The organism is Thermoactinomyces mirandus, assembly GCF_013868055.1.
Taxonomy (GTDB): Bacteria; Bacillota; Bacilli; order Thermoactinomycetales; family Thermoactinomycetaceae; genus Thermoactinomyces; species Thermoactinomyces mirandus.
The window spans coordinates 38,197-53,320 of sequence record NZ_JACEOL010000033.1 but is presented as its reverse complement, the minus strand read 5'-3'; the positions used below and the strand labels follow the sequence as shown (position 1 = coordinate 53,320).

The following is a 15,124-nucleotide window of genomic DNA, read 5'->3' as shown; positions in this document are numbered from 1 at the left end:
AGGCACGTATTTCACGTGCCTTATTTCATCTCCTTACTTCATTATGCCTTATTTTTACTGTTCGATACAAGTAGATCGATCGTTTTCTTTGCTCGAAGTTGCTCTTTTACTGAATCCAAGGCATTCCGGCTTTCCAGAATACGGCGGACATCTTCTGTTTCACGCCCCATTTCTTCAGCCATCTGTTTGATTTCTTCTTCGACTTCCTCATCATTCACGTCAATATTTTCCTCTTTGGCAATTGCTTCAAGAGTTAGATTGGCAAGCACGCGCTTCTCCGCATCTTCTTTAAACTGGGTTTTCAGTGCATCCCGATCCTGACCCGTAAACTGGGCATATGTTTCCAGATTGAGACCCTGATACATCAGACGCTGTTCGAATTGGCGCAACATATTTTCCGTTTCCTGGTCAATCATCACTTCCGGAATTTCCACATCAGCATTTTGGGCCGCTTTTTCAACCAGTTCGTTACGGATATGATTTTCTTCTTCTTTCTCGGCTTTTTCTTTCAGGTTTTTCTCAATATCTGCTTTCAACTCATCCAGGGTATCAAATTCACTTACATCCTGGGCAAACTCATCATCTATCTCAGGCAGATTCAAACGTTTGATTTCGTGAAGTTTGACCCTGAATGTCGCCGGTTTTCCCTTCAGCTCGTCCACATGGTAATCTTCGGGGAAAGTAACTTCGATTTCTTTTTCTTCTCCGGGTTTCATCCCGATCAGTTGATCTTCAAAACCGGGGATAAAGCTGCCGGAACCCACTTCCAAAGTATACTGTTCCGCTTTTCCGCCTTCAAATACCTCTCCGTCGACAAAGCCTTCAAAATCAATAATAACACGATCTTCTTTTTCCACACTTCCATCTTCGATCGCTTCAAGCTGACCTTGCTGCTTTTGCATTTTTTCCAGTTCAGCATCCACATCTTCGGATTTTACCGTGAATTTCTCTTCATCCACTTTCACTTCCAGGCCTTTGTATTCACCCAGTTTCACTTCCGGCTTGACCGTTACCGTGGCTTTAAAAATCAGGGATTTGCCTTTTTCCAGTTGTTCAATGTCGATCTCGGGACGATCTACCGGAACGATTCCTGTTTCTTCCACCGCCGCTTCATAAGCTTCAGGAAGCAGAATATCGAGTGCGTCCTGGTATAATGCTTCCACGCCAAACCTTTTTTCAAAAACGGGACGTGGGACCTTGCCTTTGCGGAACCCGGGGACATTTACCTTTTTCACAACTTTTTTGAACGCTTGGTCCAATGCATTTTCAACGGATTGTTCGTCAGTTTCTACAGTGAGTATTCCTCTGTTTTTTTCGGTTTTTTCCCAACTAGCCTTCATTTAACTGTTACCTCCTGCATCGCAAATCTATCATATGGTATGAATAGTCCGATTCACTGGTACGCTCCCCACAATAACCCTTTCATTATAACACAGCAAAAAGACTTTGCAATAAACATTCGTAAGCCGGATAAAAAGCCTTTTTTCGGGGAACTTTCTTTATCAATCCTTATGTATCCCATACCAACAGCCCTTATGTTAAGCCATGACATTCCATCTGTAAAGAAAATGGCTGATGATTCAGCAACAATCGGTTTAATCCTGGTTTCATCAGGATCCGCTTGAAAAAGAGACGAGCAACTCCTCATTTAAAACGGGCAATCATCCGGTTGCTGCATATCGCCGTCCCTTCACCCGGCGCGGAAAGGGACGGCTCAAGCTATATTCTTCACCTTCCGGAAAGTTTCTGACAAGCTTCCTCATACTCCTGCTTCAGTTCGTCCACAATTTCGGCAATGGTTTGTACCCGGTTGATGCATCCCACGCCTTGCCCTGCCGACCAGATATCCTTCCATACTTTGGAACCGGTCCGGCTTAAAACAGAAAAATCCATTGTTTCTTTCCTTTCCAGCAGTTCCAGATCCAGGCCGGCCTTGCGAATGCTTGGCTTGAGATAATTGGCATTCACACCGCTGAAAGCATCGGTATATATCACATCTTCCAGCGTGGAATCAATAACCATTTGTTTGTAATTTTCACTCGCAGTACTCTCGGAAGCAGGGATAAAACGCGTACCCATGTAAGCGAGATCAGCCCCCAGTAATTGGGCGGCGAGAATATCCCGTCCACTGGACAGACAACCGGCCAGAAGCGTGATACCATCCCAGAATTTCCGGACTTCCCCGATAAAGGCAAAAGGGTTGATTGTGCCGCCATGCCCGCCTGCCCCGGAGGAAACAAGAACCAGACCATCAACGCCGGCAGAGACGGCTTTCTTTGCATGGGCAATTTTAATGACATCGGAAAAGACAAGTCCGTTATACTTATGTACCACCTTGACGGCAGGGGCCGGGTCTCCAAGTGAGGTGATCACAATGGGCGGCTTATATTTTCTGATTAATTCCAGATCATCCCTGTACCGCTGATTAGTCCGGTGCACAACCAGATTGACTGCCCACGGGGCAATGCGGTGTCCCGGATTGTCGGTTTTCGCTTTTTCCAGCTCTGAGGTGATGCGCTTCATCCAGCAGTCCAGAATATCCGTCGTGCGCGCGTTGAGTAATGGAAATGAGCCGATGATTCCTGCCTTGCAGCTTTCAATCACCATATCGGGGCCCGATACAAGAAACATGGGCGCGGCAATTACAGGCAAAACCAATTGGTCTGAAATCTCTGACGGCAGTTTATGCTGCATCAATCCATCTCCCTTTCTTTATATTCCCTTTGTGGCAAACAGGTTCCGGCTTTAAACAAAATCCCCTGCTTTTTTGCCGCTCTTCTTCTTTATTTTATCAAACAATCCAACTATTCGTAAAATTGCTTTTAATGAATTTTTAATGTTTTTACCGCTGCTTCAACATGATGGCTGATAAGAACAATCATTTTGGCTGCATGCGGATAGCACCGTCCAGGCGGATCGTCTCTCCGTTTAACATCGGATTTTCCACTATGCTTTGTACCAGACGGGCAAATTCATCCGGCAACCCTAGCCGTGACGGGAACGGAACCATTTTTCCCAGGGAATCCCTTGCTTCCTCCGGCAGAGAAGCAAACAGTGGCGTATCAAATAACCCGGGGGCAATGGCCATGACCCGAATTCCGTATCGTGCCAGTTCCCTGGCAATTGGCAGGGTCATCGCTGCTATGCCTCCTTTGGAGGCGCTGTATGCCGCCTGGCCGATTTGCCCTTCAAACGCTGCAACAGAGGCCGTATTTACAATCACTCCACGTTCCCCTTCTTCATTCGGCCGGTTGGCAGCCATTTTCTCAACCGTAATCCGGATTACGTTGAAGGTGCCAATCAGATTGACTTCAATTAGTTTTGCAAAGGAAGAAAGGGCATGCGACCCCTTTCTGGACAGCACCTTTTCCGCAATGGCAATTCCGGCGCAGTTTACCAGGATATCAAGCTGTCCGAATCTGTCTCCAATTTGTTGGACAACCTGTTTTACCTCCGTCTCATCAGTTACGTCGGCCCGAAGGAAAACCGTTTTTTCCCCAAGTTCCGCTCTCAGTTTCTCCCCTTTTTCTTCCGACAGATCCACAATGACTGCCATTCCGCCTTCAGACACGATCCTTCGGACGGTCGCCTCACCCAGTCCGGAAGCACCACCGGTCACCAGGGCAACCCGGTTTTTCAGATTCATTCCGATTCCTCCTTGCTCCGTTTTTAGTCCAAACGTTCAATAATCGTCGCATTGGCCATCCCGTGCCCTTCACACATCGTTTGCAAGCCGTAACGTCCGCCGCTTCGCTCTAATTCGTACATCATTGTGGTCATTAAACGGGCACCTGAAGCCCCAAGCGGATGTCCCAGGGCGATTGCTCCCCCGTTTGGATTCAATTTTCCGGGATCAGCACCCGTTTCGCTCAGCCAGGCAAGCGGAACAGAAGCAAACGCCTCATTCACTTCAAACAGATCTATATCGTCCACCTGCAAGCCCGCTTTCATCAACACCTGCTTTGTCGCCGGAATCGGCCCTGTCAGCATCAGAGTCGGATCAGAACCGACCACCGTACGGGCCAAAACGCGGAATTTCGGCTTTAAGCCAATCCGCTCCGCTTTGTCACGGGACATTAACAGGACGGCCGCAGCCCCATCGCTGATCTGGCTGGAATTGCCGGCATGAATCAGCCCATTTCCCATAAATGACGGGGGAAGAACCGCCAGCTTTTCCAGGGCAGTATCATTCCGCGGCCCTTCATCCTGGGCAATTGTCACTTTTTCCCCGTTTATGAGAACATCCACCGGCAGAATTTCCCGCTGGAAACGCCCTTCCTGTTGCGCCAATAATGCCTTTTCATGGCTTGCAAGGGAAAACTCATCCAATTGAGCCCTTGTAAATCCCCACCTGGCTGCAATTCTTTCGGCAGACAACCCCTGGTTAATGATCTCGTAACGGGATGTCAGCTTTTCACTGAACTTTGCACCCTGAAAACTGGAAAACATGGGTACACGGGACATGCTCTCCACGCCGGCCGCCACAACCACATCCATGTCTCCGCTGATAATCGCCTGGGCAGCAAAATGAACCGACTGCTGACTGGAACCGCATTGCCGGTCAATGGTGGTACCGGGAACTTCCACCGGGTAGCCGGCAATCAGTGCGGCGATCCTGGAGATATTTACCGCTTGCTCCCCTACCTGGGAAACACATCCCATAATCACATCTTCTACAATCTCCGGGGAAATTCCGGCCCGTTCCACCACCGCTTTCAGCACCATGGCCGCAAGTTCGTCCGGACGAATGCCGCTTAAAACACCGTTTCGTCGGCCAATCGGTGTCCTCACAGCTTCAATGATGACTGCTTCCCTCATCAAATCCCCTCCTTTACTCTTGCGGGATCAGCCGTCCGTTTCAAATGATCTGTTCCGTTTTCAAACGGTCCAGTTCCTGATCAGTGTACCCCAACTTTTTTAAATAGAGATAATTGTGTTCTCCCGGAGCCGGAGCGAATGAACGTATTGATCCGTTTGTTTCTGACATTTTAACAGGAATTCCCGGAAACTGGACGGTTCCATGCATGGGATGCTCAAAGTCCAGGATCATTTGGCGGTGCCTGACCTGCGGATCCTGCACCATTTCTTCCATGGTCAGAACGGGAGAAACACAGGCATCTGCACCGTCAAAAAATTCCACCCATTCCGATAGCGTTTTTTTGTGAATGACCGTGGCAATCTCTTTTTTCATCTCTTCCTGTTCCAACTGCGGTGCATTTAAACGGGATATCCATTCTTCTTTGCCAATTTTACGGCAAAAATTTTCCCAAAACTTTGGTTCCAGGGCCCCGACTGCCAGATAGCGGCGGTCAGCCGTTTCATAAATTCCATAACAAGCCAGGCCGCCGGACAAAAATGGTTCCCCCCTCTCAGGCGCCTTGCCTGTAGCAAGAAAACGGGGAAGAATCGCCTGCATCCAGGAAATTGCCCCATCCAGCATCGATATGTCCACCAGCTGCCCTTTGCCGGTAACTTGTCGTGACATGAGGGCCAACAGAATTCCTGTAACAGCCATCATGGCACCGCCGCCAAGATCGGCAATCTGTACTGACGAAAGGACGGGTTTTCCATCTTTTTCACCTTGCAGATCCAACATGCCGGCAAGACTCAGGAAATTAATGTCATGACCGGGCCGATGGGCATAGGGACCATCCTGACCGTACCCGGTAATGGCACAATAGATCAGTCCTGGATGGATTTCCTTCAGGGTACCGTATCCCAAACCAAGCCGCTCCATCACTCCCGGGCGGAACGATTCGACAAGCACATCTGCTGTTTGCACCATTTTCCTGAAGATGGCTTTTCCTTCCTCCGTCTTCAGGTTAAGCGTTACACTTTTCTTGTTGCGATTGAGCGAAGAAAAAAAGGCGCTGTCCTCTCCCCAACCCGGTCCGTACGATCGGGCATAATCGCCCTCCCGGGGATCTTCAATCTTGATCACTTCCGCACCGAAATCAGCCAGCAGCATTGTACAGTACGGCCCTGGCAGGAGGCGGCTCAAATCAAGTACACGTAGCGAAGCAAGCGGCAATTGTTGCATGATGCATGTCCCCTCTCATAAACCCATTTTTCTGGCAATGATCATTTTCATGATTTCATTGGTTCCTGCATAAATGGCCGAAACCGGAATATCACGGTACCTGCGGGCAATGGGATATTCCTCCATATATCCGTATCCGCCATAGAGCTGCATACACTGGGCGGCTACCCGTTTGGCCATGTCTGTCTGCCACCATTTGGCCATTCTCACCTACCCATAATCAGAATATTTATTAATGAGGAAAAAATTCGTCTTAAAGGTAAGCGGAAATCCTGTCCTTTTTTCGCCTGAACCGTCAGATCGTTGCCCAGGCAAAATTCTCTTTCGGTCACTCAGTGGCAATCCTGATCGTCACTTCGAACATACCTCTCCCGCAATTTGGCTTTGGAGAATTTGCCGGCGGAAGTGCGGGGAATTTCGTCAGCAAACACAAACTGATCCGGAAGCCACCACTTGCTGAATTTGGAAGCCAAAAACTTTCGCAATTCCTCCGGGGACGTCTTTTCACCTTCTTTCAGCACAACGATGGCAAGCGGACGTTCCTGCCATTTCGGATGCGGCATGGCAATGACTGCCGCCTCGGCAACAGAGGAATGATCCATTAACGCATTTTCCAAATCGACAGAACTGATCCACTCGCCGCCTGATTTGATCAGATCTTTGGTGCGGTCGGTAATTTTCACGTAACCATCCGGATCGATGCAAGCAACATCCCCTGTACGGAGCCAGCCATCTTCCGTAAACGAATTCCCGCAGTCTGGACGATTATAATAATCTCCCGCGATCCACGGTCCGCGAACCTGAAGCTCCCCCATCGTCCTGCCATCCCAGGGCCCTTCCCCATTTTCATTCACAATTCGCAACTCGACAAACGGTACAGGTACACCCTGTTTTGCCTGATAGGCAAACTGTTTATCCGGCGAAATTTTTTTTAAATGAGGTCTGAGCCGGGAGATGGTGGCAACCGGCGTTGTTTCGGTCATTCCCCATCCATGCAGCACATGCAGATTGTGGCGCTTCAGGCCCCGTATCAACGATTCCGGAGCTGCTGATCCCCCGATGAGCACATTCACATCCGGAAGAAGATTCCACCGGTCCGGGTTCTGAGTCAGTTCCTGCAAAACCCCCAGCCAAACCGTCGGCACACCGGCCCCCACCGTTACCTTTTCCTTTTCCATCAATTCCAGCAAACTTGCCGGATCCAGATGGGGCCCTGGCAACACTTGCCTCGCTCCCATCATGGTACAGGCAAACGGGAGACCCCAAGCATTAACATGAAACATTGGAACAACGGGCATAACCGAATCCTCCTCGGAAATCCCCAGGCTGTCCCTGAGCGCCAACGCAAAAGAATGAAGAACAAGAGCGCGATGGGTATAAACAACCCCTTTGGGTTTCCCGGTTGTTCCCGAGGTATAGCTCATGCCGGCGGCCTCATTCTCGTTCAGTTCAGGATAGGAAAAACAGCCATCAGTCTGCCCAAGCAACTGCTCATAATTTTCATATTCGGAAGGGACAGGACTGTCTGTTAACGGAACAACAATAATTTTTTCCACATTGACCATATTTCGGAATTTTGCGAAAAATGGCAGCAAAATATTATCGATGATGAGGAACCGGTCTTTTGCATGCCGGATCATATAGGCAATTTCCTCCGGATAGAGCCGAAGGTTGAGCGTATGGACCACACCGCCTGCCACGGGCACACCAAAATAGGCCTCCAAATGAACATAATGGTTCCACATCAGTGTCCCAACACGATCTCCCCGCTTCAGTCCTGCTTTTTTAAGCGCATTGGCCAGCAAACGGGCCCGCCGGTAAAAATCGCCATAAGTATACCGGTGGACCGAACGGTCCGGCATTCTGGAAACTATCTCGCGAGTTCGAAACAATTTGCCTGCTCTTTCCAGCAAATGCGGAAGGGTCAAAGGATAATCCATCATCGTTGCCTTCACTCTATCAGCCTCCGGAATCCTTGAATGAAATACAATCTTGCCTTTTGCCTGATTTCTTCTCTTGCCGGGAACTTCTATTTTTTTCTCATCTAAAGTCAACGTCCGTTACGCATTGATGATTTTTATACCTCTAATCAGTTTTTTAAATAAAAAACATTATGATCTATATTAATTTTAGCAAAAATGAGATAAAAATTGAAACATTTAACCTTAAAATACTGTTGTGCTTTCTCCTGATACCGCCTTTTTTAGTCAGACACAAACAGCATCCTCTGAATGTTTAAAGCCTCATCAGGGGCGTGTCCAAAGAAATCCTGCACCAGCGGATATTCAAAGAAAATCACTTTAAAAAATATCTCATGTATTCTTGAACTGCACCTTTTCTAATTTAATCACATCATAAATCTCCCTTGCCCTTTTAAAACATAGTAAATATATCAGAAATAACGAAAATAATGGTTGACTAAAACGGGATAATATATTAAATTTGATTTAAATTAATATTCGGAAAAAGAATAATGCATTTGAATCAAACATATGATGAAATGACTCACCGAAAAAGTTGACTAATATGCTAAAGATTATCAAGTATTGGCAGTATACAGATACCAAACCATTGGCATGGTTTCTCCTTATTCAGGCAGGTGCTTTGCACGGCTTGACCCATCCTGGAAAAGCATAAGCTACCATTGATTCTGTTGTGATTCTGTAAAGGAGACAGGAAATGAAAGTTTCTACCCGGGGAGAATATGCGCTGCGTGCCTTGATCCTTCTCGGACAGCATCCAAATGTCATTCCTATTGCTGAAATTTCCGAAAAAACACTGGTCCCGGTTAACTATCTGGAACAGATTCTGCTGCAACTCAAACATCTCGGATATGTAAAAAGCAAGCGTGGAATCCGCGGAGGATACATACTGCGCAAGTCACCCGAACAAATAGTCATAGGCCAGGTAATCCGGCAACTTGAAGGTCCATTGGCACCAATGGGGTGTGTCAGTGTCACTGCTTATGATCCATGTCCGTTGGAAGAAAAATGCTTGTTAAAGCCGTTATGGACCCTGATTCGCGACACCGTTTCTCAACTTTTGGAAAATACAACCTTGAATGATCTGCTTGAAGATCAAATTTCCATTCCTGAAGGGAGCATGAAACTGAAATGAGAGCATTATCCATTTCTGATGAGCAGATTTTCCGGATTCGAAAGTTACTGGAAGGCCTTGAATACGGAACGATTGTCATTACGGTTCATGATTCCAATATTGTGCAAATCGATCGTACCGAAAAACTTCGCTTTGCCCTTAAACCGTCAAAGATTGGTTCTCCAAAAGAAAATAATATGTAAAAAAGTTTTTAAGAATGCCGACCAGATCACTGGAGGCCCCATCCCTGACCAATCAAACAGGATTTGGGGCCTTTTTATATTTTTTCAGAAAAGAGGTGAAATTCCGATGCGTATGTTCTCTGTTTTTCTTTTCATTGTTTTATTTGCAGCCACGGCAGCCGGCTGCTCAGATAAACCCGGCATAGATGCAACCGAAATCCGCATCGGATACCAGAAATTTGGTATCATGAGTATTTTAAAAGCGCGTGGAACATTGGACAGCCAACTTAAATCCCGGGGAATCCGGGTAAAATGGATACAATTTCCGGCCGGCCCCCAGTTGCTGGAAGCCTTAAATGCCGGAAGTATTGATATCGGAGAAACTGGTAACACACCGCCCATTTTTGCCCAGGCGGCAGATGCTCCGCTCGTTTATTTCGGAGCCGGGTTACCTCGCCCCGAAGCTGAGGCAATTGTCGTTCCCAAAGATTCGCCCATTCACGACATCCGGCAATTAAAAGGAAAAAAAGTGGCTTTGAACAAGGGCTCCAATGTCCACTATTTGCTGGTAAAAGCATTGGAAAAAGAAGGATTGCAGTATAAAGACATCAAGCCGGTTTATTTGCCACCGGCCGATGCAAAGGCGGCCTTTATCAGAAAAAGCGTTGATGCCTGGGTCATCTGGGACCCTTATTACGCGGATGCCCAGACGGATTTAGGGGTCAGAACACTGACCAACGCAAAGGGATATACATCCAATCGTTCCTACTACTTCGCTGCAAAAAGCTATGCCCGGCAAAACCAGGATGTCATAAAGATCATTCTGGATGAACTGGACAAGTCAGCAGACTGGTTCAACAAAAATCCCCGGCAGACGGTCGGGTTGCTATCCAAACAGATCGGGATGGATTTTGAACCGGTTAACATCGCCATTCATCGTGCCGATTACGGCGTGGTACCGATCAATGAATCCATCATCCGTGATCAGCAGCAAATCGCAAATACTTTCTTGCAAATTGGCTTGATTCCCAAACCCATTGACATCCGGGATGTAATCTGGAATAAAAATTAACCTTATTAAACGAAAGGATGAAAAAAATGGAACTGTTCTGGTTTATCCCCACACATGGTGACAGTCGTTATTTAGGCACATCGATTGGAGGACGTGCCGTTCAGTATCCGTATTTGCTCCAGCTGGCACAAGCCGTGGATCACCTCGGCTTCAGCGGGGCATTGGTACCTACCGGTCGCTCCTGCGAGGACGCATGGATTGTTGCCTCTTCACTTTTGTCCGTAACAAAGCGGATGAAATTTCTCGTTGCCGTTCGTCCTGGTATTATTTCTCCTACTCTTACTGCGCGAATGGCAGCCACGTTTGACCGTTTGTCCGGAGGCCGGTTATTCATTAATATCGTAGCGGGAGGAGATCCGGTTGAATTGGCCGGAGACGGGATTCATGTCGATCACGACACCCGTTATGAAGCAACAGATGAATTTTTGGCTGTCTGGAGAGCAATCATGCAGGGAGAAGAAGTTCATTTCAACGGCAACCATATAAACATTGCTGGCGGAAAACAGATATTTCCTCCAGTGCAAACCCCGTACCCTCCCCTGTTCTTTGGCGGATCCTCTCCGGCAGGGATGAACGTGGCCGCCAAACATGCAGACGTCTACCTTACCTGGGGTGAACCTCCAGCACAGGTAGCAGCCAAAATTGAACAAGTTCGCAGTCTTGCCGCCAGGCAAGGCAGAACAATCAGGTTCGGCATCCGCTTGCATATCATTGTGCGGGAAACAGAAAAAGAGGCCTGGGAGGCGGCGGAACAGTTGATTCGCTATGTAGATGATGAAACCATCACAACTTCCCAACGCATTTTTTCCCGGTTTGATTCAGTCGGGCAGCATCGAATGTCACAACTCCACCGTGGAAAAAAATCCGATTTGGAGATCAGCCCCAATTTATGGGCGGGAATTGGTCTGGTTCGCGGAGGTGCCGGTACCGCTCTTGTCGGAGATCCCTCTACCGTGGCTGAACGGATCAGGGACTATGCGAACCTGGGGATTGATAAATTTATCCTGTCCGGTTATCCCCATTTGGAAGAAGCATATCGTGTGTCCGAATTGCTCTTTCCTGAACTGTCGCTTCCCAAAAGTACCATTTATTCACAGCCACATGTCTGCAGCCCGTTTGGGGAAATCGTGGCCAATGACCATTTTCCCGAAAAGAAAGAAGGTATGGCCATTGATCACAAATAAATCCCGTTCCCGTCATAAACTGGACTTTCTTATTTCCTGGTTTGTCCCGGTAATTCTGATTGGTGTTTGGCAAATTCTCAGCAGTATTGGCTGGATTTCAACCAGAACCCTGCCTGCCCCGCTTACGGTAATAGAGTCTGCTGTTCACTTGACCACGACCGGGGAATTATTTCACCACATTGGTGACAGCGCTGTTCGCGCTTTGCTCGGTTTGGGGATTGGCGGAAGCACAGGGCTGTTGTTGGGTTTTTTGAACGGTATTTTCCCAATCGCTGAAAAGCTGCTCGATTCGACGATACAAATGTTGCGCAATATTCCCCATCTGGCCTTGATCCCGCTTGCCATCATGTGGTTTGGCATCGGAGAAGAATCCAAATTGTTCCTTGTCGCATTGGGTGTGTTTTTCCCCATTTATTTGAATACCTTTCATGGCATCCGTCATATTGACCCCGGTCTGATAGAGGTGGGAAAAGTTTATCAGTTGACCAACTGGTACTTTATCTGGCACATCATGCTGCCAAACGCACTGCCGTCAATCCTCATCGGCCTCCGCTATGCCCTGGGAATTATGTGGCTGACCTTGATCGTGGCTGAGACGATATCCTTTGACTCCGGGATCGGATACATGGCAATGAATGCACGGGAATTCATGCAAATGGATGTGGTCGTTTTAAGTATCCTGCTATATGCATTGCTCGGGAAACTGGCTGATGTTTTTGCGAAAATTCTGGAAAAACGTTGCTTGCGCTGGCGGGTAAACGGATAACTTCTTTGCAGATCAGAGAGGGTGTTTTCAATGAACAACAAAATTTCAGGGACCATGCTGAAAATACAGGGGTTACAAAAAAAATTCGGCAATAACCCGGTTCTTGATCAAGTCAACCTTCAGATTGAACCTGGTGAATTCATTGCTGTCGTGGGGAGGTCCGGCAGTGGAAAAAGCACTATGCTCCGCTTGATTGCAGGAATCGAAAAACCCAGTGCAGGAATGATGCTTCAGGACGGACAACCGATCTCCGGTTTGAATTCTGATGCCAGGATGATGTTTCAGGAAGCCCGCCTTTTGCCGTGGAAAAGGGTTTTTGAAAATGTAGCACTGGGAATCAGTGACAAAAATAAAGAAAAAAGAAAAGAACAAACCAATGAAATCCTTCAGCGAGTCGGTTTGATAAACTACAAAGATGAATGGCCGAATATACTCTCCGGCGGGCAACGCCAGCGGGTAGCCCTGGCCCGGGCTCTGGTGAGCCGTCCCCGGCTGCTGTTGCTGGATGAGCCTTTGGGCGCCCTGGACGCATTGACACGGATCGAAATGCAACAATTGATTGAAGAACTTTGGCAAGAACAGAAATTCACATCCATCCTGGTTACCCACGATGTGGAAGAAGCAGTGGTATTGGCTGACCGGGTTATCTTGATCAAGGACGGAAAAGTGGGGATGGACATACAGGTTCCACTTCCACGACCCCAGGCGGAATCATCCGGTCTTTGCTTCACTGGTTGGAAATATCCTGGATCAGGTTATGGATGCTTCACCAATATCGGGGAACCGGCAAGCGGACAAAACTTCTCTATATAATGAAAGGAATGGACAAAAATTTCTTCCCAACCCTGCCCATTACTTATAGAAGCTGATCAAACCGGAGATGACTACCAGTCTGACTTTTTATACAAACCCAACCCTTGTGGCTGGGTTTTTGTATTTTCGAACCGATTTACGGTCACCCTTCTCTGACAAAGCTGTTGTTTCAAAAAATAACAATTCATGGAAATTAGAAAATGCTTCCTTTTATATATTTTTTATAGTATAGTTGGTAAGTTGGATTCAGCAAAAGTTACTGGTTGATCTGGATATTTGCATTTGTTCTTTTTAAAGGAAAGTATAATCAAATAACGAATAAGAAATTTATCTCTTATATTATAAGATTCTTTGTAATAAGAATTTAGAAAGACCGATTTCCGTAAGTCCGAACTTTAAATCCAAACTTTTATTTATTTGACAAGTATGGAAACTCGGTGTGATCAAACCAAAACTGAAAGGGGGAAGATAACTGTGTCACACGAGAGCCATGCCATTTCCAATAATAAAGTTTCTTTTTCATCCAAAAAAGAACATACCATTGATTTTTCTCTTCCATTGTGGAAAACGATGTTCATCTTTCTCATGCCGCTAATTTACAGCAATATCTTGCAGTCCCTGGGCGGAACCGTCAGTTCCGTTCTGATCGGCAAACATTTGGGAGAAAACGCCCTGGCGGCAGCCAGTACAGTCCTTCCGCTGGCCTTCTTCCTGATCTCTTTTGTAACGGGCCTGGGGAGCGCCAGTTCCATCCTGATCGGTCAGGCTCATGGCAGCAAAAACATGGAGAGAATGAAGTCGACAGTTGGTACTTCTCTTTCTTTCAGTTTTATTCTGGGTCTGTTTTCTCTAACCATCGGGCTTCTGTTTTCTGATCAATTGCTGTCATTAATTGAGATTCCGGAAGAAATCAAACGGGATTCCGCCAGCTACATGCATATGCTTTTTTCAGGACTGCCTTTCTTGTTTCCTTATGTGATCTATACGACTCTTTTGCGCGGAACCGGTGATTCCAAAACACCTTTTTATTTCCTTATTATCAGCACCGTACTTACCATCCTGCTCACGCCGCTGTTCCTGTTTGGATGGGGTGTGCCAAAAATGGGGCTGGAAGGCGCCGCGCTGGCACAAATCGTTGCCAGTATCATCACATTTATCCTTTTGGTTATCTATCTGTTAAAAATCGGGCATCCCCTGGCACTGGACAAAACAACGGTCAAGAAGCTGAAACTGGATCCGCAAATTTTACGGTTAATGATAAAAATCGGACTGCCGACAAGCATCCAGATGATCGTGATCTCCATCTCGGAAATTGCCATCGTCACCTTTGTCAACCATTTTGGCCCACAGGCAACTGCTGCCTATGGCGTGATTAACCAGGTGATTAACTATGTACACATCCCGGCGATGAGTCTGGCGATTGCCATCGGGATCTTTGGAGCGCAAATGATCGGAGCCAATCTTCAGGGACGTTTGGATGAACTGGTAAAAACAACGGTCCGGATGAATTACATCATTGGAATCCTTTTAACCGGAATCATCTATCTGTTTAGCAGACAGGTGCTGTCAATTTTCCTGACTGATCCGTCTACGATTGAAATTGCACAAAAATCGCTGTATTTCACTTTATGGGCTTTTATATTGCTGGGACACAACATCATTTTGTCGGGTTTGATGCGATCCAGCGGAACCGTCTTCTGGCCGACACTGATTATTATTACCGCTGTGATTGTCACAGAAATCCCTTCGGCGTATATTTTATCGAAGTTTTTTGGCCTGTACGGAGTTTGGATGGCCTATCCCGTTTCCTTTACTGTTTCCCTGATTGGACAGTATGTGTATTATCACAAGTTCTGGAAAGGGAAAACGCATCGGCGTTTCTTTGACGAGGCTTGAAGAAGCGGATTCATAAATCGATAAAGCAGCTGCCCTTTTTAATGGAGGACAGCTGCTTTTTTCACAAATCAAGCC

At 47.1% G+C, this 15,124-nt stretch carries 14 protein-coding genes and 1 pseudogene; 8 read left to right on the top strand and 7 right to left on the bottom strand.

Annotated features, from left to right (window positions below):
- Positions 1–41 precede the first annotated feature (41 nt).
- Positions 42–1,340, bottom strand: coding sequence for a trigger factor (tig, locus tag H2C83_RS10435; protein ID WP_181740448.1), 1,299 nt, complete (start codon positions 1,338–1,340; stop codon positions 42–44).
- 39 nt (positions 1,341–1,379) lie between these two features.
- Here tig and H2C83_RS17385 point away from each other — a divergent pair, with 39 nt between their 5' ends.
- On the top strand, positions 1,380–1,625 hold the full coding sequence (locus tag H2C83_RS17385; RefSeq protein ID WP_220184109.1) for a hypothetical protein: 246 nt from the start codon (positions 1,380–1,382) through the stop codon (positions 1,623–1,625).
- A gap of 103 nt (positions 1,626–1,728) precedes the next feature.
- Here H2C83_RS17385 and H2C83_RS10430 read toward each other — a convergent pair whose 3' ends face one another.
- The 6 genes and pseudogenes from H2C83_RS10430 to H2C83_RS10405 form a co-directional block, all read right to left on the bottom strand.
- Positions 1,729–2,694 (bottom strand): NAD(P)H-dependent flavin oxidoreductase, encoded by a 966-nt coding sequence (locus H2C83_RS10430; protein ID WP_181740446.1) that lies wholly within the window; start codon positions 2,692–2,694, stop codon positions 1,729–1,731.
- A gap of 184 nt (positions 2,695–2,878) precedes the next feature.
- Positions 2,879–3,646: a 3-hydroxyacyl-CoA dehydrogenase gene (locus H2C83_RS10425; protein ID WP_181740444.1), complete on the bottom strand. Its 768-nt coding sequence runs from the start codon at positions 3,644–3,646 to the stop codon at positions 2,879–2,881.
- Positions 3,647–3,669: 23 nt separating this feature from the next.
- Positions 3,670–4,818, bottom strand: coding sequence for a thiolase family protein (locus H2C83_RS10420; protein WP_181740442.1), 1,149 nt, complete (start codon positions 4,816–4,818; stop codon positions 3,670–3,672).
- Between the two features lie 40 nt (positions 4,819–4,858).
- Entirely contained in the window at positions 4,859–6,040 is a 1,182-nt protein-coding gene (locus H2C83_RS10415; RefSeq protein WP_181740440.1) for a CaiB/BaiF CoA transferase family protein, read from the bottom strand.
- A gap of 15 nt (positions 6,041–6,055) precedes the next feature.
- A pseudogene (locus H2C83_RS10410) lies at positions 6,056–6,250 on the bottom strand (acyl-CoA dehydrogenase family protein); the annotation flags it as partial.
- A gap of 122 nt (positions 6,251–6,372) precedes the next feature.
- Entirely contained in the window at positions 6,373–7,995 is a 1,623-nt protein-coding gene (locus H2C83_RS10405) for a long-chain fatty acid--CoA ligase (RefSeq protein WP_181740438.1), read from the bottom strand.
- A 724-nt stretch (positions 7,996–8,719) separates the two neighbouring features.
- On the opposite strand from H2C83_RS10405, the gene H2C83_RS10400 reads away from it, so the two are divergent.
- From H2C83_RS10400 to H2C83_RS10370, 7 genes are all read left to right on the top strand, one after another.
- Positions 8,720–9,157 (top strand): RrF2 family transcriptional regulator, encoded by a 438-nt coding sequence (locus H2C83_RS10400; RefSeq protein WP_181740436.1) that lies wholly within the window; start codon positions 8,720–8,722, stop codon positions 9,155–9,157.
- Positions 9,154–9,339, top strand: coding sequence for a YezD family protein (locus tag H2C83_RS10395; protein WP_181740434.1), 186 nt, complete (start codon positions 9,154–9,156; stop codon positions 9,337–9,339). The genes H2C83_RS10400 and H2C83_RS10395 overlap by 4 nt, the downstream gene beginning before the upstream one ends.
- A 106-nt stretch (positions 9,340–9,445) precedes the next feature.
- Positions 9,446–10,390, top strand: coding sequence for a sulfonate ABC transporter substrate-binding protein (locus tag H2C83_RS10390; protein ID WP_220184108.1), 945 nt, complete (start codon positions 9,446–9,448; stop codon positions 10,388–10,390).
- Positions 10,391–10,416: 26 nt separating this feature from the next.
- The gene (ssuD, locus tag H2C83_RS10385) at positions 10,417–11,574 is read left to right on the top strand and encodes an FMNH2-dependent alkanesulfonate monooxygenase (RefSeq protein WP_181740432.1); all 1,158 of its coding nucleotides are present in this window, start codon (positions 10,417–10,419) and stop codon (positions 11,572–11,574) included.
- Positions 11,561–12,340, top strand: a complete 780-nt coding sequence (locus H2C83_RS10380; RefSeq protein WP_246333855.1) for an ABC transporter permease subunit — start codon at positions 11,561–11,563, stop codon at positions 12,338–12,340. Before ssuD ends, H2C83_RS10380 begins: the two co-directional genes overlap by 14 nt.
- 30 nt (positions 12,341–12,370) lie before the next feature.
- Positions 12,371–13,153 carry an ATP-binding cassette domain-containing protein gene (locus H2C83_RS10375; RefSeq protein WP_220184107.1) on the top strand — a complete coding sequence of 261 codons (783 nt, stop codon included), beginning with the start codon at positions 12,371–12,373 and terminating at the stop codon, positions 13,151–13,153.
- A 570-nt stretch (positions 13,154–13,723) separates the two neighbouring features.
- Positions 13,724–15,049 carry an MATE family efflux transporter gene (locus H2C83_RS10370; RefSeq protein WP_246333858.1) on the top strand — a complete coding sequence of 442 codons (1,326 nt, stop codon included), beginning with the start codon at positions 13,724–13,726 and terminating at the stop codon, positions 15,047–15,049.
- Positions 15,050–15,124: the final 75 nt, after the last annotated feature.

Bases quoted from the DNA above. Each gene is read 5' to 3' on its own strand.
- H2C83_RS10420 (WP_181740442.1), bottom strand. From the start codon at position 4,818: ATGAGGGAAGCAGTCATCATTGAAGCTGTGAGGACACCGATTGGCCGA.
- H2C83_RS10425 (WP_181740444.1), bottom strand. From the start codon at position 3,646: ATGAATCTGAAAAACCGGGTTGCCCTGGTGACCGGTGGTGCTTCCGGA.
- H2C83_RS10390 (WP_220184108.1), top strand. From the start codon at position 9,446: ATGCGTATGTTCTCTGTTTTTCTTTTCATTGTTTTATTTGCAGCCACG.
- H2C83_RS10395 (WP_181740434.1), top strand. From the start codon at position 9,154: ATGAGAGCATTATCCATTTCTGATGAGCAGATTTTCCGGATTCGAAAG.
- H2C83_RS10415 (WP_181740440.1), bottom strand. From the start codon at position 6,040: ATGCAACAATTGCCGCTTGCTTCGCTACGTGTACTTGATTTGAGCCGC.
- H2C83_RS17385 (WP_220184109.1), top strand. From the start codon at position 1,380: ATGAATAGTCCGATTCACTGGTACGCTCCCCACAATAACCCTTTCATT.
- ssuD (WP_181740432.1), top strand. From the start codon at position 10,417: ATGGAACTGTTCTGGTTTATCCCCACACATGGTGACAGTCGTTATTTA.
- H2C83_RS10400 (WP_181740436.1), top strand. From the start codon at position 8,720: ATGAAAGTTTCTACCCGGGGAGAATATGCGCTGCGTGCCTTGATCCTT.
- H2C83_RS10430 (WP_181740446.1), bottom strand. From the start codon at position 2,694: ATGCAGCATAAACTGCCGTCAGAGATTTCAGACCAATTGGTTTTGCCT.
- H2C83_RS10375 (WP_220184107.1), top strand. From the start codon at position 12,371: ATGAACAACAAAATTTCAGGGACCATGCTGAAAATACAGGGGTTACAA.
- tig (WP_181740448.1), bottom strand. From the start codon at position 1,340: ATGAAGGCTAGTTGGGAAAAAACCGAAAAAAACAGAGGAATACTCACT.
- H2C83_RS10370 (WP_246333858.1), top strand. From the start codon at position 13,724: ATGTTCATCTTTCTCATGCCGCTAATTTACAGCAATATCTTGCAGTCC.